17 protein-coding genes are annotated in these 19618 nt (G+C 69.8%); 9 read left to right on the forward strand and 8 right to left on the reverse strand.

From position 1 onward, the window contains the following. Positions 1–114: 114 nt before the first annotated feature. Together SGLAU_RS31350 and SGLAU_RS31355 are read right to left on the reverse strand one after the other, a co-directional pair. Complete coding sequence (locus SGLAU_RS31350; protein ID WP_244315368.1) at positions 115–1281, reverse strand: pentapeptide repeat-containing protein; 1167 nt, start codon at positions 1279–1281, stop codon at positions 115–117. A 316-nt stretch (positions 1282–1597) separates the two neighbouring features. Next, entirely contained in the window at positions 1598–2182 is a 585-nt protein-coding gene (locus SGLAU_RS31355) for a TetR/AcrR family transcriptional regulator (protein WP_043505955.1), read from the reverse strand. Positions 2183–2290: 108 nt separating this feature from the next. Between SGLAU_RS31355 and SGLAU_RS31360 the strand changes: the two genes are divergently transcribed. After that, the gene (locus SGLAU_RS31360) at positions 2291–3136 is read left to right on the forward strand and encodes a class I SAM-dependent methyltransferase (RefSeq protein ID WP_043505956.1); all 846 of its coding nucleotides are present in this window, start codon (positions 2291–2293) and stop codon (positions 3134–3136) included. Positions 3137–3325: 189 nt separating this feature from the next. Beyond that, positions 3326–3511, forward strand: coding sequence for a hypothetical protein (locus SGLAU_RS31365; RefSeq protein WP_043505957.1), 186 nt, complete (start codon positions 3326–3328; stop codon positions 3509–3511). A 190-nt stretch (positions 3512–3701) separates the two neighbouring features. On the opposite strand, the gene SGLAU_RS31370 is transcribed toward SGLAU_RS31365, so the two are convergent. The 5 genes from SGLAU_RS31370 to SGLAU_RS31395 form a co-directional block, all read right to left on the reverse strand. After that, positions 3702–4457: an SDR family oxidoreductase gene (locus SGLAU_RS31370; protein ID WP_043505958.1), complete on the reverse strand. Its 756-nt coding sequence runs from the start codon at positions 4455–4457 to the stop codon at positions 3702–3704. Between the two features lie 197 nt (positions 4458–4654). Beyond that, positions 4655–5179 (reverse strand): hypothetical protein, encoded by a 525-nt coding sequence (locus tag SGLAU_RS31375; RefSeq protein ID WP_244315293.1) that lies wholly within the window; start codon positions 5177–5179, stop codon positions 4655–4657. Between the two features lie 133 nt (positions 5180–5312). Continuing rightward, the gene (locus SGLAU_RS31380) at positions 5313–5969 is read right to left on the reverse strand and encodes a lytic polysaccharide monooxygenase auxiliary activity family 9 protein (protein WP_043505959.1); all 657 of its coding nucleotides are present in this window, start codon (positions 5967–5969) and stop codon (positions 5313–5315) included. Between the two features lie 76 nt (positions 5970–6045). Further along, on the reverse strand, positions 6046–6495 hold the full coding sequence (locus tag SGLAU_RS31385) for a DoxX family protein (protein ID WP_043505961.1): 450 nt from the start codon (positions 6493–6495) through the stop codon (positions 6046–6048). Positions 6496–6601: 106 nt separating this feature from the next. After that, positions 6602–8929, reverse strand: coding sequence for a family 49 glycosyl hydrolase (locus SGLAU_RS31395; protein ID WP_078957980.1), 2328 nt, complete (start codon positions 8927–8929; stop codon positions 6602–6604). 786 nt (positions 8930–9715) lie between these two features. On the opposite strand from SGLAU_RS31395, the gene SGLAU_RS31400 reads away from it, so the two are divergent. The 6 genes from SGLAU_RS31400 to SGLAU_RS31425 all read left to right on the forward strand — a co-directional run bounded on the left by SGLAU_RS31400 (position 9716) and on the right by SGLAU_RS31425 (position 17351). Further along, entirely contained in the window at positions 9716–10897 is a 1182-nt protein-coding gene (locus SGLAU_RS31400) for an ROK family transcriptional regulator (RefSeq protein WP_052413996.1), read from the forward strand. Between the two features lie 54 nt (positions 10898–10951). Further along, positions 10952–12688 (forward strand): alpha-glucosidase, encoded by a 1737-nt coding sequence (locus SGLAU_RS31405; protein WP_043505962.1) that lies wholly within the window; start codon positions 10952–10954, stop codon positions 12686–12688. A gap of 44 nt (positions 12689–12732) precedes the next feature. Further along, a complete protein-coding gene (locus SGLAU_RS31410) occupies positions 12733–14046 on the forward strand; it encodes an extracellular solute-binding protein (protein ID WP_043505964.1) in 1314 nt (437 codons plus the stop codon). A gap of 151 nt (positions 14047–14197) precedes the next feature. Beyond that, a complete protein-coding gene (locus SGLAU_RS31415; protein WP_043505965.1) occupies positions 14198–15091 on the forward strand; it encodes a carbohydrate ABC transporter permease in 894 nt (297 codons plus the stop codon). Further along, complete coding sequence (locus SGLAU_RS31420; RefSeq protein ID WP_244315294.1) at positions 15088–16023, forward strand: carbohydrate ABC transporter permease; 936 nt, start codon at positions 15088–15090, stop codon at positions 16021–16023. Before SGLAU_RS31415 ends, SGLAU_RS31420 begins: the two co-directional genes overlap by 4 nt. A gap of 356 nt (positions 16024–16379) precedes the next feature. Further along, positions 16380–17351, forward strand: coding sequence for an LLM class flavin-dependent oxidoreductase (locus SGLAU_RS31425; protein WP_043505966.1), 972 nt, complete (start codon positions 16380–16382; stop codon positions 17349–17351). A gap of 189 nt (positions 17352–17540) precedes the next feature. Here SGLAU_RS31425 and SGLAU_RS33040 read toward each other — a convergent pair whose 3' ends face one another. Continuing rightward, entirely contained in the window at positions 17541–18152 is a 612-nt protein-coding gene (locus SGLAU_RS33040; RefSeq protein WP_159072821.1) for a tryptophan 2,3-dioxygenase family protein, read from the reverse strand. A 197-nt stretch (positions 18153–18349) separates the two neighbouring features. Between SGLAU_RS33040 and SGLAU_RS31435 the strand changes: the two genes are divergently transcribed. After that, positions 18350–19516: an ABC transporter substrate-binding protein gene (locus tag SGLAU_RS31435; RefSeq protein ID WP_244315295.1), complete on the forward strand. Its 1167-nt coding sequence runs from the start codon at positions 18350–18352 to the stop codon at positions 19514–19516. The last annotated feature ends 102 nt before the right edge of the window (positions 19517–19618 follow it).

A 19618-nucleotide genomic window follows, 5' to 3' on the forward strand; every position in this document is an offset into this window, starting at 1 on the left:
GAGCGCGGTGTCCAAGGCCTGACAGCGCCGCGGGGGAGAAGCGCCGGTGTGAGCGACGGGGAGCCATACCAGCCAGGTCCCCGCGCGCAACGGTCTTCGCCCGCGGCTCGTGGGTCACGGCATGGACCTGAGAGGTGGGTGCTGTGTCGTTATCCCCGCGGGCTGGAGCAGTGGCGGAGGTTCCGGGCCAGGGTCCTCGGTGACGACGACGCCGGCGGCCGCGTGGTCGAAACCGGTCGGCCAGCGGGTTCTCTCGCTGGCCACCGCACCGGTCAGACGTGCTTGGAGAAGGCCGGCCGTGCTCAGGTCGGTGCCGCGCAAGTCGGCCAGGCGCAGGTCGGCGCGGTGGAAGACGGCGCCGCTCGCGTCGGCCTTGCGGAGATTGGCCTCACGCAGGTCCGCCTCGGTGAAGTCCGCGTCGCGCAGGTCGGTTTCGACCAGCCGTGCGCCCCGCAGATCGGCCAGAACGCAGCGGGCCCTGCGCAGGACCGCCGTCTTGAGGTCGGCGTGCCGCAGGTTGACCGAGACGAGGGAGGCCTGCGTCAGGTTGGCGCGGTAGAGGCCCGCCGCCTCCATGCAGGACCGGTCGAAGTTGACCTCGTGCAGCCACAAGCCGTCGCAGTCGGCTCGACGCAGGTCCGTGACGCTGAGGTTGATCCAGGACTGTTCCCGGGGCTGGAGCAGCAGCACGCCGAGCCCGGTCAGCGCCACCTGGGCGTCCGCGGCACGGATCTCCAGCGGCACGACGTCGTTGATGGGCACATCCGCCGCTGGAGCCTCCGGTCCGGTGGGCGGCCAGGGCAGGTGTGTACGCAGGTAGGCGGCCTGGATGGAAATGACGGCCTCGCGGTCGCGAGCCGAGTGCTCCGCGATGCGCCACAGCGCGTGCAGCCCGCCGATGCGTGTCTCCAGTTTGTCACTGCCGAGCTGATCGACGGCCGTGCTGAACCGGTCGGTGACATGGCCCTCCTGGGTGGCGCGCAGACCCTCCTGGCTGACGCGCACCTGCCTCCACGTGGCGTATGCGCCGAACAGCACGACCATGCCGCCCACGGCCTGCAGAAGCGTCGTACGGACGTCGTTCACCGCTTTCAGCCGGTCCTGTGCCGCGACGCTCGCCCCGGCCAGATCGTGGTCGACCACCACACCCGGCAGGAGGACGAGCACGGCCCCCAGAACGGCTGTCCCCACCGTCCCGCCCAGCAGGGCCACGACGGCGCGATGTCTGACCAGCCGGTCGCGCCACGGCCCGCGGCCACGGCCTGGCTCCCCCGTCTCCATGGGCATGGGAGCCTAGGCGCCACCCAATAGACGATCAAGACGCACGACGCTCAGCTCGCCCTCTTCGACCACGTCGGACGCGCATACCGGCCACGACCGCGCCCCCCGGCACCGTCTGTCACACAGCGAAGAGACAGGCCCATCCGCCGCGCAGGTATCCGTCTCGGTAGCCCGAGGCACCCACCGTGTCGCGAGCCCGTGCGCAGGCACTTCCATCGACAGACCAGCCGGGCAGGCGGGCTCGGCGGGCCAGTGCACGGTTGGATCGGGGGAGCTTCAGCGTCGGGTGAAGGGCCTTGCCGCCGCATGTCCTCGTTCAGGGTGCGGCGACGAGCAGGCGGATGAGTCGCTGGACCTGCGCCTGGGGATCCGGTGCGCCCGTCCATCCCGTCATGAGCAGATGGTGCAGCGTCCCCACCAGGGCCAGGGCGACGCACTCCGTGTCCACTCCCTGCCCCACGCGTCCCAGGCGCTGCTCCTCGCGCAGGTAGTCACTGATCGACTGCTCGACCACGCCGAAGCCAGGGGCGCCCGCCTGCCAGGCTTCGCGGATGCGCAGCGATGCCGCCGGCCGGGTCACAGCCAGGCCCACGACTCCGGAATCCAGCGACAGGACCACCGACGCCACCGACGCGAGGTTGTCCGCCACCGCCCCCGTGCCCGCCCGCGACGGCAGACCCTCCGCCTGCGCCGCGATACGGGCGAACCGGTTCAGGACCAGTTCGGCGACGAACTCGTCCAAGCCCGCGAAGTGGGTGTGCAGCACCCCCTTGGCGCAGCCCGCCTCGCTCGTGACCGCCCTGCTGGTGAGGGCAGCGGCGCCGTCCCTGGCCAGGACGCGTTCCGCCGCGTCGAACAGCAGCTCACGCAGATCGGGAATCGCGACTCCACGCGGTGACATCAAGTTCCTCCCGGGATCAGGGGATTGCCAGTATGGGCACCCGCCCATACTCTTTGGGCGTGCGCCCATACTAAGGCGCCCGGCCCACTCCACCGGAGGTCTTCTCGTATGCACGGCATCGCCAACACAGCTCAGGCCCAGGCATGGAACGGCCACGAAGGCTCTCACTGGGCCGCCCACCAGGACCGCTGGGACGCCGTCAACGCGGGTTTCGACCAGCCCCTGCTCGCTGCCGCCGCCATCGAACCCGGCGCACGCGTCCTCGACATCGGCTGCGGCGCCGGAACCACGACCCAACTGGCCGCCCGCGCGGCCGCCCCAGGTCACGCCCTCGGTCTGGACCTCTCCGCACCCATGCTGGAACGCGCCCGGAGGCGGGCAGCCCGCGACGGCATCCCCCACATCTCCTTCGAGCACGGCGACGCCCAGGTCCACCGCCTCGCTCCCGGTGCCTTCGACGTCGCGATCAGCCGCTTCGGCATCATGTTCTTCGACGACCCCGCAGCCGCCTTCGCCAACATCGCGACGGCGCTGCGGCCCGGCGGGCGCATCGCCTTCCTCAGTGCCGCCGATCCCGAGGGCAACCAGTGGCTGCAGGCCTTCACCGCGCTCGACGACATCCTGCCCGTGCGAGGCTTCGGCGCACCCGGGGCCCCGGGCATGTTCTCCCTCGCCGACGCCGGCACCGCGATCGCGCTGCTCACCGAGGCCGGCTTCCAGGGCGTGCGCGCCGAGCGTGTCGAGGCATACGGGATCTGGGGCCGCGATGCCCAGGAAGCAGGCGACTTCCTGCTCGACTCCGGACCCGGCCGCCATCTCCTCGGGCAAGTCGGCCCCGACACCCAGGACCGTGCTCGCAGCCGTCTCGTGGAGTGGCTTCGGCCGTACGAGACCGCCGGCAGCCTCCGGCTCCGCAGCGTCGCCTGGCTCCTGACCGCCACCCGCATGGGCTGACCCGCAGGCGCCGAGTCCGTTCTCCCCTGACCGCACCACGCTCCGGTGCCGCGCCTGACCCGCCCGGGGTCCGATCGATTCCATCGGCCGGAGAGGGCGCACCGCGGTTTTCCTGGAGTCGGCAGCGGTCATGCCGTTCGAGCTGCTGCCGCGAGGGGAATCCGGGGGAACGTATCGAGGGAGCCCGACATGGCGGATGACGATTTCTACACACGCGACCAGCCGGCCAACGCGAAACTCCCCGAGGATCGACCGCGGGGCGCGGACCCCGGCGACTACGCGACGCGCAGCGGGAGCCGACGGGGCAAGCTCATCTGGGTGACCATAGGGCTTGTCGCCCTTGTGGTGATCCTTCTGGCACTCTTCATGCCCTGAGCCACAGCACCGGCCTCATCACGCGGCGACGCCGGCGCGGTGGCGCCGCTGCGGCAAGGCCCGGCCGGGCCGGGCCGGCTGCCGGGGGATGCGCCGCCTGGTCGCCCGGGGGCGATCTCCCGGCGCAGGCCGAGGCAGAAACGCAGTCGCACGCCGGGGTGGCAGCCTCGGGTACGCGGACGCTGGTCGGTCACGGCCATGAGGGCTCGTTGCGCGGTACGACGACCACTTCCGGCATGACGCTGGTGGCGGGTACGGACAGGGCGCACAGCACCGCCTCCGCCACGACAGCGGGGTTCTGCAGCTTGGAGGTGTCGGCGTCGGGGAAGCGCTCCATGATGAACGGCGTCTCCATGCCGCCGGCGATGATGCCGGTGACGCCGATGCCGAGGCAGTCGCGCTGGGCTTCCTGGAACAGGGTGTGGGTGAAGGCTCGCAGCCCCGTCTTGCTGGCTGCGTAGGGGGCGGCTTCGGTCCAGGTCCGGTTGGACGCGGTGGACAGGATGTTGACGATGTGGCCGCCGCCACGCGCGATCATGCGCCGGTACGTGGCCAGGCACAGGTACATGGGGCCCAGGAGATTGGTGGTCACCACGTTGGTGACCTCATCCGTGTCCAGGTGCTCGATCGGTTTGGTGACGTCGACGGCGGCGTTGTTGACCAGGATGTCCAGTGGCCATCCGTCCCGCTCCAGGTCCTGGATCAGTGCGGTGACAGCGTCGGCATCGCGGACGTCGAGGTTCACGAAGCGTGCGGCGTGGCCTTCCACGGTCAGGGCGGCACACACCTTTTCGCCGTCTTCTCGGCGCACATCCGTCAGGCACACGCTCGCCCCGGCCTGAGCGAGCCGGCGGGCGATGGCCGCTCCCAGGCCGCGGGCGGCGCCGGTGACGAGAGCCCGTTTCCCGGACAGGTCTGCGTGAAATTGCGGTTCCAACGTCTCCAACGCCGTGCCTTTCGACTGTTCCTCGGGGGCCGATCGGTGTGGGGCCCCGCCGCCTCATCGGTTGGCGGCCGGCTCTTAACCCTTGCCCCGCACGAGCCGTGCCGGGACGGGGACGAGTACAGACAGCACCCGGTCGGCGCAGCGACACGGGGTGCTGCGTCCCGCTCGGCGACAGGTCCGGGTCGGCGGGGCGAGTGTCAGCCGGAGAGCTCGTCCGCGGCGACGGCCAGGCAGGCGGCCACCAGGACGAGGTTCTTCAGGACGTACTGACCTTCGAGCGTGGGTACGCCGTGGTGCCACATCTGTCCGGGCAGCAGTGCGAGGGAGGTGAAGACACCGGCCATGTGCGCGAAGAAGAGGGCCAGGGCGGGGCGGAGCAACAGGCCGGTGATCAGGCCGCATCCGATCAGGGTCTCCGCGGTGCCCAACAGCGGCATGGACACGGTCGCGGGCAGCAGGCCACCGGTGAGCTTGGTCATGGCGGCGGCCGCGATCTCCTCGGCCGGGCTCCCGGCGGGGAAGAGTTTCAGCACCCCGAACCAGCAGTAGAGGAGACCGACGCTGACGCGCAGCACTGTGAAGCTGCGCGCCCGGTAGTGCTCGGCCGCGCGCTGGGTGGCTGTCTTCCGGGCGGATGGGGTGCGCACGGCGGGGAGGAGCCGGTCGCGCAGCAGGCGGCTGGGGTGGCTGGTCAGGAAGGAAGGGGGGCGGAGCTCGAGCATGGTTCCTCCGTGAGGCGACCGGCGCGGCGTCGACAGCCGGCCGGTGAGAGGCTGGGGAGGGGAAGGGCCCCGCGAGGCGTGCGCCTCGCGGGGCCGGTGTGCCGTGATGCCGTTCAGCCGCGTCCCGCCGGTGTCAGCCGAAGGTGACGTCGCTGCACAGGAAGTACTTCTGGTCCATGTGCGACGCCTTCCAGACCGTGACCACGACGTGCCGTCCGCTGTAGCCCGAGGTGCTGACGTCCGTGACGTAGTGCGCCTGGTAGCGGTAGCGGCCGGTCCTCTTCACCAGTTCGAGGTCGTCCCACCCGATCAGCTGGTACTCCGGGTTGAAGCCCTGCTTGGTGACGTAGACCTCGAGCCAGTCCGCGCCGTGGCGGGCCTCGTCGTAGAGGTCGACGGTGAAGTTGTCACCGATGGGGGTGGTGATCCACGGGCCGGGCCGGTCGAGGGGCCGGTAGTTGGTCTCGCCCTGGCCGCCGGCGCTGCAGATCTGGCCGTCGGGGATGACCTGCTTGTAGTTGTCCCCGGTGTTGTTGGCGTAGACGGCCTTCCACGCGCCGATGGCGTTGGCGTTCTCGTGGTAGGTCCGGTAGCACATGGGGTCCTGGGCCTCGTTCGGCTCGTTGTAGCCCCACCGCTGCAGGCAGCCGTAGTTGCGCGTCTGCGGAGCGATGACCGTGCCGTGGGCCGACGCCGTCGGGGCCAGCGGGAGCAGGCAGAGCAGACTCGTGGCCAGCACGCCGGCGCTGACGGCCGCGCGGCGGGACGGTGTCGCGGATGCGAGGTTCATGGTGCTGTTCCTCCGTGTGTCGGGGGATCACTGGCCGGGCCGGCCAGTGATTTACGTGCACATGACAGATCCGGTCTCAGGTGTGGCTGCTGCGGTCGCTCACCTCCTTCCGTGTGCGCTGCCTGAGCTGCGCGGTGCGGGCCGGCAGCTCGGCCAGGGACCACCGGCCGGGGCCGAGGGCGGCGATGAGCAGGAACGCCCAGCAGAACAGCGCGGCCTGCTCGCCGCCGTTCTTCAGCGGGAACAGCCCGTCGGGCTGGTGGTGGACGAAGTAGGCGTAGGCCATGGATCCGGAGCACAGCAGCGCGGCCAGCCGGGTGCCCAGGCCGAGCAGGACGAGGGTGCCCCCGGCCAGCTGGATCACGGCCGCCCACCATCCGGGCCACTGTCCGGTGCTGGGGGGCCGCCCGTGTGGCCCGCCGAGGACGTCGAAGAGCGTCGCCGCTCCGTGGCAGGCGAACAGCAGTCCCAGCACGATCCGGAACAGGCCCAGAACCGGGCCCTGGTACCTGGGGGGTGTCTCCACGGTGGTGCCCTTTCTCGGCGGCGGGCAGGGAGGGGCGGTTCTGCAGCGGGCCGCGCAGGCCGGTGGCCGCCGACAGCGCGGGTTCGCCGGCGGCCACCGGGGCGGGTCAGGAGGTGAGGGTCCACTTCTGACTGGCCCAGCCCCCGCAGTCCCACAGGTGCAGGCGGGCGCCGTCGGCGGTGCTCTGGGCGGCGATGTCCAGGCAGCGGCCGGACTTGAGGTTCTTCAGGGTGCCGTCGGCCTGGAAGGCCCACTTCTGGCTGTCCCAGGTGCCGCAGTCCCACAGGTGTGCCTTGGTGCCGTTGGCGGTGGCGCCGCCTTCGACGTCCATGCACTTGCCGCCCGACTTCAGGTGCTGCCCGTCGAGCGTCCAGCTCATCGAGGCCACATCGGCGCAGGTCCACTGCTGGACGGCGGTGCCGTTGGCGGTGGAGCCGCCGGCACGGTCGACGCACTTGGCGGTCGCACCGTTGACGATCTTGCCGCCGGTGACCGGGTCGGGGCCGGGGTTGCCGCCCCCCGGTCCCCAGGCGTTCCAGTTGTCCCAGGTCTCGGCGTCGAAGCCGATGCGGCCGAGCTTGTCGGCCGCCCAGTTGCCGCCGGACTTCTGGATGACGGTGCCGCCGACGGTGTAGTTCTCCAGCTTCAGCCCGCGGCTGTCTCGGGTCTCGTTGCCGAGAGTCACCTTCTGCCCGGCGGAGTTGGTGTACCGCTTGAGCAGGCTGACCTGGGAGGAGGGGTCGAGCTGGCTCCAGGCGTCGATCTTGAGGTTCTTGACGTGGATGTTCTCGGTGCTGGAGAGGGCGAAGACGCGGATGGCGCAGTTCGTCATGCCCTCGACGGTGATGTTCTCGAACGTCATGTTCCTCACCCACGCGTTGGGATCGGCCTTGGCGGTCGAGCCCATGTCCTCCCAGTGCGAGGAGGAGTTGAGGATGCAGGTGTTGTACTTGACGTCCTTCCAGTACATCCGGTTGTGGATGACGTGGGTGTTGTTCACGCGGACGTTGTCGATGGTGCGGGGGGTCCAGCCCCACTGGATGACGGGGCCGTTCTCGTTCTTCCAGATGACGGTGTTATCGATGCTGACGTCGCTGTGGTACATCTTCAGCACGTCGTCGTTGGCGTTGAAGAACGTGTTCTTCATGGTGCTGCCGCGGTACAGCTCGATGCCGTCGGTCTGCCAGTACCACGAGCCGACCTGCTTGTAGTTCTCGACCCGCATGCTGAAGGTCTGCTCGTCGCCGTAGACGACGAAGGAGTGGTAGGGCGGTTCGTTGATGGTCACGCCCTGCAGGTCGAGGTGCTGCTGCCGGCCCTGCGCGGAGGCGAACTGCAGCATCTTCACACAGCTGGAGTGACAGTTGGACGCACCCGAGAGGTGGTCGTAGTTGTTGTTGGTGTCCGCCTCGTAGACGTACTGCTCACCGGAGAGCACCCCGTAGCCGGTCACCTTGTACAGGCCCTGGCTGTCGTCGGGGAAGCGGATGGCGCCCTTCACATACGCGCCGGGGGCGAGGTAGACCCACTTGACCTGCTTGGGCAGCAGCGCGTGGTACTTGGATGTCATGTAGTAGGTGCCGGGCCGGAAGTACACGATCTCCTGGCTTATCGTGTTCAGGCCGGTGACCTGGCCCTGCGGCGGGTAGTAGATGGTGCCGGAGGACGCGGTGGGGATCAGCCGGTCCGCCTCCGCGCCCGTGGGTGCCGGCTCCGCGAAGATCATCATGGAGTTGCGGGGCTCGGTGTGGATGGCCCGGTTGCCGCCCCCGCCCTGCGTGGTGAGCCTGCCGGCGTCGTTCGCGGGGCCGGACATGTCGTTGTAGGCGGTGTACAGCTGCGGGTCGAACTCCACGGAGAACCGGTGGCCGGCCGGGCTGTAGGGCACCTTCACACGGACGGTGTCGCCGTCGACGAGTTGCTTGGCGAAGCCGAGGCTGCTGGGCTTGATGTTGACCTGGTCGGCCGAGGAGATCGTCTGCCCCGTCCTCAACGAGACGTCCACCCACACGTCGGTGGCGTACTGGAACGACGACCAGCTCATCGTCAGGCCGGCCGAGGAGGAGAACTCGGCGCCGTCCTCCTTGGTGTAGCCGATCTTTCCCTTCCCGCTGCGCGGGATGCTCATGTAGGCGAAGGAGTCGAACCGCGCCGCGGGGGCCGCCGCGGTGGCGACCTGCACGTCGTAGAACGACGAGCGGCGCACCTTGTCGTTCGCCACCGGGCTGGTGGTGTTGAACTCGTGGTTGTCGTGCCACCACGTCTTGAGCTGTGGACTGTCGGCGGTGGTGATGGCCGCCGCCTCGGCGGCATCCGCCGCCTGGGCCGGGAGCGGCCGCGCGCCCGCCGTACCGGCGGGCACCACGGCGCCGGCCAGGGCGAGCGCCAGGCCGGCGGCGAGCGCCGCCAGCCGGCTCAGTCTTGCTGCGGGCATGACGAAGTCCTCTTCTCGTCGCTGGGAACCAGCGCCTCCCGGGCGCTGGGCTGTCGCACTCCGCATCCGCCTCGGAAGGGGCGGGCGCGGTGCTGCGGTCGGTGCACGCAGACCGGAGCGGGGCACCGTCCGGCGCCGGAGTGCTGCGAGGCGCTGGACGTGCGGTGACGCCGCGCGCCCGGCTGAGCGGAGGGCGCGACGCTCGGTGATCGAACTCCCTTCAGGCAGGCCGACGGGATGCTGCCGGGCGTCGGGGGTCTCGTTCGGTGGCCGGGACGAGGGATGTGTCCGGCGTCGCCCGGGCCCGGCACACCGAGGGCGTGCGGGCCGGGAGGCCCGAGCGCGTCGCCGCACAGTCGGCCCGTCCGGTGGCGGTGCCGCTCTGTGGTCGGCAGACAACGTCGCGCTATTTCTTCTCGATGTCAATGAAATGAACAAGACCTCTTCCCTTCAGTGGGCTGAGGAGCCCCAACCAGCCCCGCAAAAGCGGGCGAAGACGCCATAGGGAACGGCCGCAGCGCCCCGGTCACGGTTACGTAACCCGACGGTTTCTTTCTTGACGCACGAAAAAAGGGGGGTCAGACTCCTGTCACACGCAGTCGGCTCGACCGCTCGGGCAGCCGGCGTACGACACGGGGAGGCCGCTGTGAAGCTCGCGGTACTCGCCTTGCGTCCGGCCGGGCCCGCGGACGCCCGGGGCGGGCCCGCGGACGCCCGGGGCCGCCCGGAGTTCAGGTCCCCGCCGATGTTTCTCCCGATCCCCTCGCTGCTTCGGAGGCATGTGTGATGACCCCGTCCAAGATCCGTTTCTCGGAGCTTGTCGGTGAGCAGACCCGTGCGGAGATCTTCGCCGCCGTGCTCACCGCGGGGCCCATCTCCCGCACCCAGCTCGCCCAGCGGCTCGGGCTGGTGCCTTCCAGCGTGACCCGGATGCTGCCTCCACTGCTGGAGCACGACTATCTCCGCGAGCTGGACACCGCCCCGACCGGGCGGGGCCGGCCGCAGAAGATGCTCCAGGTCAACCCGGACAAGCACATCGTGGTCGGGGCGAAGATCGGACCGGCGCAGGTGTCCGCGGTGGTCACCGACATGGCCGCAGGCGTCCTGGCCCGCGATGAGGTACCGATCGCGGACTGCACTCCCGAAACCGCCCTGTCCGCCGTCGCCGACCTGACCCGGCGGCTTCTGGCCGAGGCGCCCGAAGCGGCGGACAGGGTCCTCGGACTGGGGGTGGGGGTCAGCGGTCACGTCGACTCCCAGGCCGGAGTCTGCCGCTACTCGGCCCTCCTGGACTGGAACAAGGTCGATGTGGCAGGCCCGCTGCGGCAGGCCACCGGCCTCCCCGTGGTCGTCAACAACGACGTCAACACGCTCGTCGTGGCCGAGCGCTGGTTCGGCCAGGGCCGCGACGTGGACTCCTTCGCCGTCGTGACCGTCGGGCCCGGCATCGGCTGCGGCCTGCTCCTGGACGGCGCCCTCTTCTCCGGCGCGACGGGCCTGGCCGGTGAACTCGGCCATCTGCCCCTCGACCCCGCGGGCCCGATGTGCAGCTGCGGACGCCGCGGGTGCCTGGAAGCCCTTGCCGGCGACCGTGCCGTCCTGCGCCACCTGCGGGACGCCGGAGTCGACTGCGCCGGCATCGCCGAGGCGATGGATCTGGCCCGCTCACACCCCGGCACGGCCCGTTCCATCGCCCGCTCCGCCTTCACCGAGACCGGCACCGCCCTCGGCCGGGGCCTTGCGGGCCTGTGCAACCTGCTGAACCTCCAGAAGATCATCATCGCCGGGGAGGGCGCGGTCGCCCACGACCTGTTCGGCCCTGCCATGACCCGGGCGATGCAGGCCCATGCCTTCTCCACCGCCGCCCAGGACTGCGACATCCACGTCGACCCGGCGCACCACGACCTGTGGGCCCGGGGCGCGGCCTGCCTCGTCATCCAGGACGCGGTCGGCGCGGCGCTGTCCTGACGCGCCTCGATCCACGACGACACCCAGTACCCGAGACACACGATGAGGTTTGACGTGCCCGAAAACGCGGCCGGTCCCGCCGACTCCTGGTGGAGCAACGCGGTGGTCTACCAGATCTACCCCCGCAGCTTCGCCGACTCCGACGCGGACGGCGTCGGAGACCTCCAGGGCATCATCGAGCGCCTCGACTACCTGTCCCAGCTCGGCGTCGACGTGCTGTGGCTCTCCCCGGTGTACCCCTCGCCGCACGACGACAACGGCTACGACATCAGCGACTACCAGGACATCGACCCGCTGTTCGGCACCCTCGCCGACTTCGACCGGCTGCTGGCCGGCGTACACGAGCGCGGCATGAAACTCATCATGGACCTGGTCGTCAACCACACCAGCGACGAGCACCCCTGGTTCACCGCCTCCCGCGACGGCGGCCCCGGCGGCGACAAGCGCGACTGGTACATCTGGCGCCCGCCCCGCGAAGGCATGGAGCCCGGAACCGCGGGAGCGGAACCGAACAACTGGGAGTCGTGGTTCTCCGGCCCCGCCTGGACCTTCGACGAGGCGTCCGGCGAGTACTACCTGCACACCTTCTCCCGCAAACAGCCCGACCTGAACTGGGACAACCCCGAGGTCCGGCAGGCCGTCCACGCGATGATGCGCTGGTGGCTCGACCGGGGCGTGGACGGCTTCCGCATGGACGTCATCAACCTGATCTCCAAGGACCCGGCCCTCCCGGACGGCATCGTCCCCGAAGGCGCCCGCTACGGTTTCGGCCACCCGTACTACGTGTGCGGACCGCGTGTCCACGACTACATCGCCGAGATGCACCGCGAGGTCTTCGCCGGCCACCCCCGCCGGCTGCTCACCGTCGGCGAGATGCCCGGCGTCACGGTGGAGGAGGCCAAGCTCTTCACCGACCCCTCCCGCCGCGAGCTCGACATGGTCTTCCAGTTCGAGCACGTCGGTCTCGACCAGGGCCCGGGCGGGAAGTTCGACGTCCGTCCGCTGAAGCTGACCGACCTCAAGGCCAGCCTCGGCCGCTGGCAGACCGGCCTGGGCGAGACCGGCTGGAACAGCCTGTACTGGAACAACCACGACCAGCCGCGTGTCGTCTCCCGCTTCGGCGACGACAGCCCGGCCCACCGCGACCGATCCGCCAAGCTGCTGGCCACCGTCCTGCACCTGCACCGCGGCACGCCGTACGTCTACCAGGGCGAAGAGCTCGCGATGGCCAACGCCCCGTTCGCCTCCATCGACGACTTCCGCGACATCGAGTCCCTCAACCACTACCGCGACCAGATCGCCCTCGGTACCGACGAGGCGCACATCCTCGAAGGGCTGCGCCACCGCAGCCGCGACAACGCCCGCACCCCGATGCAGTGGGACGCCACCCAGCACGCCGGCTTCACCACCGGCACACCCTGGATCGCCGTGAACCCCGACCACGTCGACGTCAACGCGAAGGCCCAGCTCGCCGACCCCGACTCGGTCTTCCACTACTACCGGCGCCTGATCGAGCTGCGGCACACCGAGCCCGCCGTCACCCACGGCGACTTCCACATGCTGCACCCCGACCACGAGCAGCTCTACGCCTTCATCCGGCACGACGCCGCCACCGGCACCGAACTGCTCGTCCTGGCCAACTTCGGCCCGACCGACCTGACCGTCGACCTGCCCGACGGCTGGGAGGACAGCGAGACCCTCATCGCCAACATGCCCGCCGCCGCACCCCTCACGAGCCCGCACACCCTGCGCCCGTGGGAAGCCCGCGTCCACCGCCGCGCCACCGCCTGACACAGCACGCCCTTGCCGCAACGACGCACACCAAGGAACCAGCCATGAACAACCCGCGCACCCGCACCACCCTCCGCAGAAGGTCCCTCCTGCTGGCGGCTTCCGCCCTGACGCTGCTGGCCCCGCTGGCCGCCTGCGGCGGCTCCGGCACCGCCGAGGGCGACGGCAAGACCCTGCGCCTGTGGCACTACGAGCAGGAGGACGGCGCTCTGAGCAAGGCATGGGACGCGGCCATCGCCGAGTTCAAGCGGACCCACCCCGACGTGAAGGTCGTCTTCGAGCGGAAGACCTTCGAGCAGATCCAGCAGAACGCGGGCATGATCCTCAACTCCGACAAGGCGCCCGACGTCATGGAGTACAACAAGGGCAACGCCACCACCGGCCTGCTCGCCAAGCAGGGACTGCTCACCGACCTCACTCCCGTCGTCGAGGAACGCGGCTGGGACAAGAAGATGAGCGAAAGCGCCTCCGTCACCGCCCGCTACGACAAGGGCGAGATGGGCGGCGACAAGTGGTACGGCATACCCAACTACGGGGAATTCGTCCTCACCTACTACAACGACGACCTCTTCGAGAAGTACGACGTCGACAAGCCGACCGACTTCAAGAGCTTCGAAGCCGCACTGGCCAAGTTCAAGGCCGCCGGCATCACCCCGCTCGCCAACGCCGGCAACGACCACCCCGCCGGCCACTGGCTCTACCTGCTCGCCCTGTCCAAGGCGAACGACACCTGGGTCGACGACTACCAGCTCTACGCGGGCAAGGTCGACTTCCACGGCCCCGAGATGACCTACGCCGTCGACAAGTACCAGGAGTGGCTCGACAAGGGCTACTTCGACAAGAAGGACGTCGGCCTCAAGGGCAGCGACATGACCGAGCAGTTCGTCTCCCAGAAGCGGCCCATCATGGTCGGCGGCAACTGGTGGTTCGGCGGCCTGAGCACCGACATCGACACCTTCGAGTGGTCCACCGCCCCCTACCCGGGCAGCGAGAAGACCCTCGGCTCCGGGGGCAACCACTGGGTCATCCCCACCAAGGCGAAGAACAAGGAACTCGCCGAGGACTTCATCGACATCACCATGTCCGACAAGATCCAGAAGCTCATCGGTGAAGGCGGCAGCGTCCCCATCGCCGCCCAGGCGAACACCATCACCAACCCCAAGGCCAAGGAACTGATCACCGCCTTCGACTCCTACCAGTCGATCAACGGCCTGGCGTTCTACCCCGACTGGCCCGTCCCCGGCTACTACGACACCTGGCTGGGCGCCACCCAGAACCTGATGAACGGCGGCAAGCCCGACACCGTCCTCGACGAACTCGCCGCCCCGTACGAGAAGTACGTCTCCACCCGGTCCTAGAAGTGCCGCGGCCGCGACCACCGGCCACACCCCGCATCGCACGGGAGCCGGCCCGATGCCCTCGGCCGGGCCGGGCCACCCCGATGCAGCGCCGTTCAGGGGACGGTACCCGGCCCGCCCGGGCCGCCGTCCCGCCCACCTAGGAGCAACCGTGAAAACCACACGTCACCGGCGGTCCTCGGGGTACGCCGTCTTCCTCGCCCCCGGCCTGCTGCTCAGTCTGCTCTTCCTCGTCGTCCCGCTGGTGATGACCTTCTACTACAGCCTCACCACCTGGCAGGGCATCGGCACCCCCGCCTTCACCGGAATCGACAACTACACCCGCCTCTTCCAGGACGCCGACTTCTGGGCCTCCTTCCGCAACATCGCCTTCGTCATCATCGGCATCGCCGTCGTACCCACCCTGCTCGGCCTGTTCCTCGCCGCCCTGCTGTTCGACTACATCGGCAAGAAGCACGGTGACGGCATCGTGAGCGTCTTCCGCTCCGGCCTCTACCTTCCCCAGGTCGTCCCGGTCGCCGTCACCGGCCTGATGTGGGGCTGGATCCTCGCTCCCGAAGGCGCCGTCAACAGCATCCTCGACACCCTCGGCCTGTCCTCGCTCCAGCAGAACTGGCTCGGCGACCCCGATCTCGCCCTCTGGGTCGTCCTCGGCGTCCTCGTCTGGATGCAGCTCGGCTACCCCCTGGTGCTGTTCCTGTCCGGCCTCCAGCGCATCGACCCCGAACTCTACGAAGCCGCCTCCCTCGACGGCGCCGGCTGGTGGCAGCGCTTCACCCGCATCACCGTGCCCATCCTGCGGCCCGAGGTCTACGTCGTCCTGGTCACCACCACCATCGCCGGCCTGAAGGTCTTCGCCCAGATCTTCGTCCTCACCGGCGGCGGACCCGGCAACTCCACCCTCGTCCCCGCGTACTTCGCCTACCAGAACTTCTTCGAACGCGCCGACGTCGGCTACGGCTCCGCCATCTCCAGCACCATCACCCTCCTGGTGCTGATCATCGCCGGAACCATGCTCAGCCGCCAGGCCCGCGAGGACGGATGACCATGATCACCCGCAACACCCACGACACCGACACCCCGCACACCGCCCGCGAAGCCGCACCGCCCAGCCACGCCGCACCGAAAGAACACGCAAGGAATCGGACCACCCACGGACGAGGACCAGGCTCCTACGCCGTCATCACAGCGGTCACCCTCTTCGTCCTCGTCTTCCTCGCCCCCTTCGCGATCATCCTGGTCAACTCTTTCAAGACCAGCGCCGACTACCGCGCCAACGGCTCCCTGTCCTGGCCCGAGCAGTGGAACTGGGACATCATCGGCGACGTCTGGGAACGCGTCGACTTCACCCAGAAACTGCTCAACAGCATCCAGATCAGCCTCGGTGTCGTCGTCATCGCCGTCCTCGTGGCCCTCTTCAACGCCTACGCCATCGGTATCGGCCGCATCCGCTGGCGCACGGCCTTCCTGGTCTTCTTCCTCGGCGTGAACGTCCTGCCACAAGAAGGACTCGTCTACCCCATCTACTACCTGTTCAAGGAGACGGGCCTCTACGACGGCAAACTCGGCTACACCATCCTCGTCGGCATCACCTACAGCGCCTTCGGCACCTACCTGCTCTCCTCCGTCTTCAGCACGTTCCCCAAGGAACTCATCGAAGCCGCTTCCCTCGACGGCGCCGGCCGCTGGACCATCCTGTGGAGGATCGTGCTCCCGATGAGCTGGCCCACGCTCTCGGTGATGTGCGTCTTCTTCTTCGTGTGGAGCTGGAACGAGTTCCTCTACCCCCTGGTCCTGCTCATCTCCAACGACAACCAGACCGTCCCCCTCGGCCTGTCCGTCACGCAAGGCCAGTACACCAGCGACCCCACCGCACTCAGCGCCGCCGCCCTCCTCGGCGTCATCCCGATGATCGCGTTCTTCCTCGTCTTCCAGCGCACCCTCACCCGCGGCCTCACCGCAGGCGCCGTCAAGTAACCCCCCCCGTGGAGCCGCCCCGGATCCGGCCCTCCAGCCGCCCCGCAACCGGATCCGGGGCACACCAGCCGGCCCCTCACTGCCCCGGAAAGGACCGACCGCCTCCTGGAACACCCCCCACCCCACCACCCCACCACCCCGGCACCGTCAGCCGGCTCTCGCTGCATGCCGTACCGTGCGCACTGCGCGAAGACCGATGCCGTCCAGACGCCGGGGCCGGCGGACGCTTCGCCGTCGACCGTGTTCCCTCGGCGAGACACCGAGAATGCCTCCAGAGACGTGCGGGCGCGCGCGAATCGCGTGCGCCCTCGTCCACGATCACCTTCCAGCACACCCGTCGATGTGAGAGACAACCGATGACTCAGGTGAACGGCGCGATCGGCGTCCTTCTGCCCCGTGACATCCCGTCGACCGACATGGTCGCGTTCGCCCGCGAGGCGGACGCCCACGGCTTCGACGAGCTGTGGGCCGTCGAGGACCTCGAATACCGCGGAGGACTCGCCCAGGCCGCCACCGTGCTGGCCCACACCCGGCGCATCCGCGTCGGCATCGGACTGCTCCCCGCCGCGGCCCGCAACGTCGCCTTCACCGCCATGGAAGTGGCCACGCTCGCCCAGCTGCACCCAGGCCGCATCGACATCGCCGTAGGTCACGGTATGCCCGACTGGATGCGCAGGGCGGGTGCCTGGCCGCGCAGCCCGTTGACACTGCTGCGCGAATACATCGACGCCCTCAGAACACTCCTGGCGGGCGATCCCGTCGACGCGAACGGCCGTTACGTCCGCCTCGACGGACTGCGCCTGCACCCCTCGGCTGTCCCCGAGCAGGCCCCGGACGTCTTCGCCGGGGTCCGCAGTGCCAGATCGCTCGCCGTCTCCGGTGAAACGGCCGACGGTACCCTGCTTGCCGAGCCGGTCACACCCCCGTATGTGCACCAGGTTCTGCGCAGCATCAATCCCCGGCGTCCTCACCGGCTCACCGCCTACAACATCGCCGTGGTCGACGAGGACCCCCGCACCGCCCTCGCCAGTGCACGACCCGCCCTGGAAAGCCTGGGCGATGCCGACTGGAAACCCCACATCGCACCGCTCGGATTCCACGACGAGCTCACCGAACTGCGCCGGACCAGCACCGACGCCCATGCCTTCGCCCAGGCCCTGCCCGACACGTGGGTCGAGCAACTCGCGCTGGCCGGCACGGCCGAACACGTCCGGACCCGCCTCGGCGATCTCTTCACCTCCGGCGTCACCAGCGCCGTACTCATACCCACCGGACCCGACTACCGGGCCTCTCTTGCCGCGCTGGCGACGGTGCTCCGAGCTCGGTGAAACTGCTCCCGGCCGCCCCCGGCGAGCACGACCAGCCCGTCCGCGCAAGCCCGCACCGTTCGGGTCCGAGCGGCCCGGCAACCGCCGCCCGCCGAAGGCCGCAGCGGCTCGTCGCGGTCGGCGCACGGCCCCCTACGGCCCACACCGCCTGTGTCGCGCCGGGGAAGGCATCCGCGCAGGCCCGGCGGGTCAGGAGACGTCCCCCGGGCGCGCTGGTCGTTCGCGGGGCGGCAGGTCGATCTGGGCGCGCAGATGGGCCAGCCCCGAGGTTCCACCTGTGCCGGGCTGGTCGCCGATCATCCTTTCGACCAGGAGCAGGTGCCGGATCTGCCAGCGGATGACGGCCGCCCGCAGAGCCTGCAGCGCGGCTGTTGCGAGCGGCTGCCGAGCCGGAAGGGAGTCGGTCGGCGGGCCGAGGACGTCCGCTGCGGCGATGCGGTGGAACAGATCGGCGAACTGGTGTGACTGGGCTCCGCTGGCGTTGTCGAGCAGGGGGCGGAAGGCGGCGAAGCTGTCGGGTTCGAGGTGGTCCAGCAGTGCCAGGTGGTGTTCGAGGACGTCCAGGAGCGCGGTGACCCGGTGCAGGGCCGCGGCGGCTCGGGCGTCCTTGCCCGCTTGCGCGTCCTCGGAGGCCCGAGCCAGTTCCACCAGGGCGTGGCTGACGAGGACTTCGGCGGACTGGTGCACGGTGATGAAGAAGTGCTCGTCCGCCCACTGCGTGGGCTGCTCGTCCGGGGTGCGGGGCCGCTGCAGGTCGAGGAGTACGGAAAGTCGCAGGTAGCAGGCGTAAGGCGTCTCCATGCGCATGATGATGGCGGGCGGCGGTCACCGATGCTCCGGTCGCCACCCGGCATGCCACCGCGCCACTCGATCGGCCCCCTTTCAAGGGCGGGGCCGCCGGGGAACCTCATGGTGCGCCGACGGGTGCATCCGGCCCCGGGAGACCAGCGAGGAGCATGATGGGCGAGTCACGTGCGGTTCGGGAGCGCGTCCTCACCGTGGGGGTGGCCGTTGCCCGCTCGGGACGGCTGGCGTCGCTGGGCGATCCCTTGCAGTTCGCGCTGGACCGGCTGGCGCCGAAGCTGGCCGGGCGGGGGCCGCGCGGGTACTCGGTCCGGGTGGTGAGCCGGGACACCCGCTCCAGTGCCCGGGGCGCGCGGGAGGCGGTGGAGGAACTGGTCCGGCAGGAGAACGCGGTGATCGTGGTCACCCTGGCCGGGACCGAGGTGCTGCCCGCCGTGGCGGATGCCTGCGAAGCCGCCGGGGTGCCGTGCCTGTCGAGCGCGTTCCCCTGGCAGGTGTACTACTACGGACGCGGAGCCGACGACGACAGGCCGTTCGACTGGACGTATCACTTCTGCTGGGGCCTGGACGACATCGCCGACGTCTTCGCCGATCTGTGGGAGCGCGTGGACGGCTCCGGCCCGCACCAGCCGGTCGGTTGCCTGTGGAACGACGGGCCTCAGGGCAGGTGGTCGCGTCACCCGGAGCGTGGTTTCGCTCCGGTGGCTCGTGCCCGGGGGCACCGGCTGGTGGAACCGGAGCCGTACCGGGAGCCAGCCACCACGCTCGACGCCCACATCAACGCGTTCCGGGACGCCGGCGTCGACATCGTCACCAGCGCCGCCACGGGCCGCGACCTCGCCCTCTTCCGCGCTCAAACCGCGGAGAAGGGCCGGCGGCCGCGTCTGATCACCTGCTCTCGCTGGCTGGCCTACCCGCCGTCCGTCACCCGGAGTGGGGAGCTGCCGCCGCAGGCGGGGGTGGGAACCCTGGCGTACTGGACACGGGTCCATCCCTACCGGTCGTCGATCGACGGCATGACCGCCGCCGAACTGGCGGAGACCTACGAACAGACGACGGGACGACAGGCCTTGCAGCCACTCGGCCTGGCCTACGCCCTGCTTGAAGTCGCCTCCCACGCGCTGACCACGGCCGACGATCCCACCGACCGGCGCTCCATCGCCGCCGCCCTGGGCAGAACCCGCGTGCACACCATGGCCGGGCTCCTCGACTGGACGCGCGGCCCCGTACCCAACATCGCCACGGTCCCCCTCGCCGGCGGCCAGTGGCAGCCGGGCACGCGCCACGACTACGAACTCGTCATCGTCACGCCCGGGAGAGTGGGCGGACTGCCCGCCACCGGGGATCTCGTCACCACCTGACCGACAACGTGCCCGTGCCGACCGCCGAGACTCCTGCCGGTCGAACCGGTGCACGAACCGCTCAAGCAATGCTCCGTGACGTCGGGCGGATCAGTCGGACAC

Origin of the sequence: Streptomyces glaucescens (assembly GCF_000761215.1) — a bacterium.
In the GTDB taxonomy this organism is placed as follows: domain Bacteria; phylum Actinomycetota; class Actinomycetes; order Streptomycetales; family Streptomycetaceae; genus Streptomyces; species Streptomyces glaucescens_B.

Excerpts from the sequence above, each read along its gene's own strand:
- SGLAU_RS31375 (WP_244315293.1), bottom strand. The coding sequence starts at position 5,179 with ATGCTCGAGCTCCGCCCCCCTTCCTTCCTGACCAGCCACCCCAGCCGC.
- SGLAU_RS31395 (WP_078957980.1), bottom strand. The coding sequence starts at position 8,929 with ATGCCCGCAGCAAGACTGAGCCGGCTGGCGGCGCTCGCCGCCGGCCTG.
- SGLAU_RS31425 (WP_043505966.1), top strand. The coding sequence starts at position 16,380 with ATGACTCAGGTGAACGGCGCGATCGGCGTCCTTCTGCCCCGTGACATC.
- SGLAU_RS33040 (WP_159072821.1), bottom strand. The coding sequence starts at position 18,152 with ATGGAGACGCCTTACGCCTGCTACCTGCGACTTTCCGTACTCCTCGAC.
- SGLAU_RS31380 (WP_043505959.1), bottom strand. The coding sequence starts at position 5,969 with ATGAACCTCGCATCCGCGACACCGTCCCGCCGCGCGGCCGTCAGCGCC.
- SGLAU_RS31410 (WP_043505964.1), top strand. The coding sequence starts at position 12,733 with ATGAACAACCCGCGCACCCGCACCACCCTCCGCAGAAGGTCCCTCCTG.
- SGLAU_RS31355 (WP_043505955.1), bottom strand. The coding sequence starts at position 2,182 with ATGTCACCGCGTGGAGTCGCGATTCCCGATCTGCGTGAGCTGCTGTTC.
- SGLAU_RS31350 (WP_244315368.1), bottom strand. The coding sequence starts at position 1,281 with ATGGAGACGGGGGAGCCAGGCCGTGGCCGCGGGCCGTGGCGCGACCGG.
- SGLAU_RS31365 (WP_043505957.1), top strand. The coding sequence starts at position 3,326 with ATGGCGGATGACGATTTCTACACACGCGACCAGCCGGCCAACGCGAAA.
- SGLAU_RS31400 (WP_052413996.1), top strand. The coding sequence starts at position 9,716 with ATGACCCCGTCCAAGATCCGTTTCTCGGAGCTTGTCGGTGAGCAGACC.
- SGLAU_RS31360 (WP_043505956.1), top strand. The coding sequence starts at position 2,291 with ATGCACGGCATCGCCAACACAGCTCAGGCCCAGGCATGGAACGGCCAC.
- SGLAU_RS31420 (WP_244315294.1), top strand. The coding sequence starts at position 15,088 with ATGACCATGATCACCCGCAACACCCACGACACCGACACCCCGCACACC.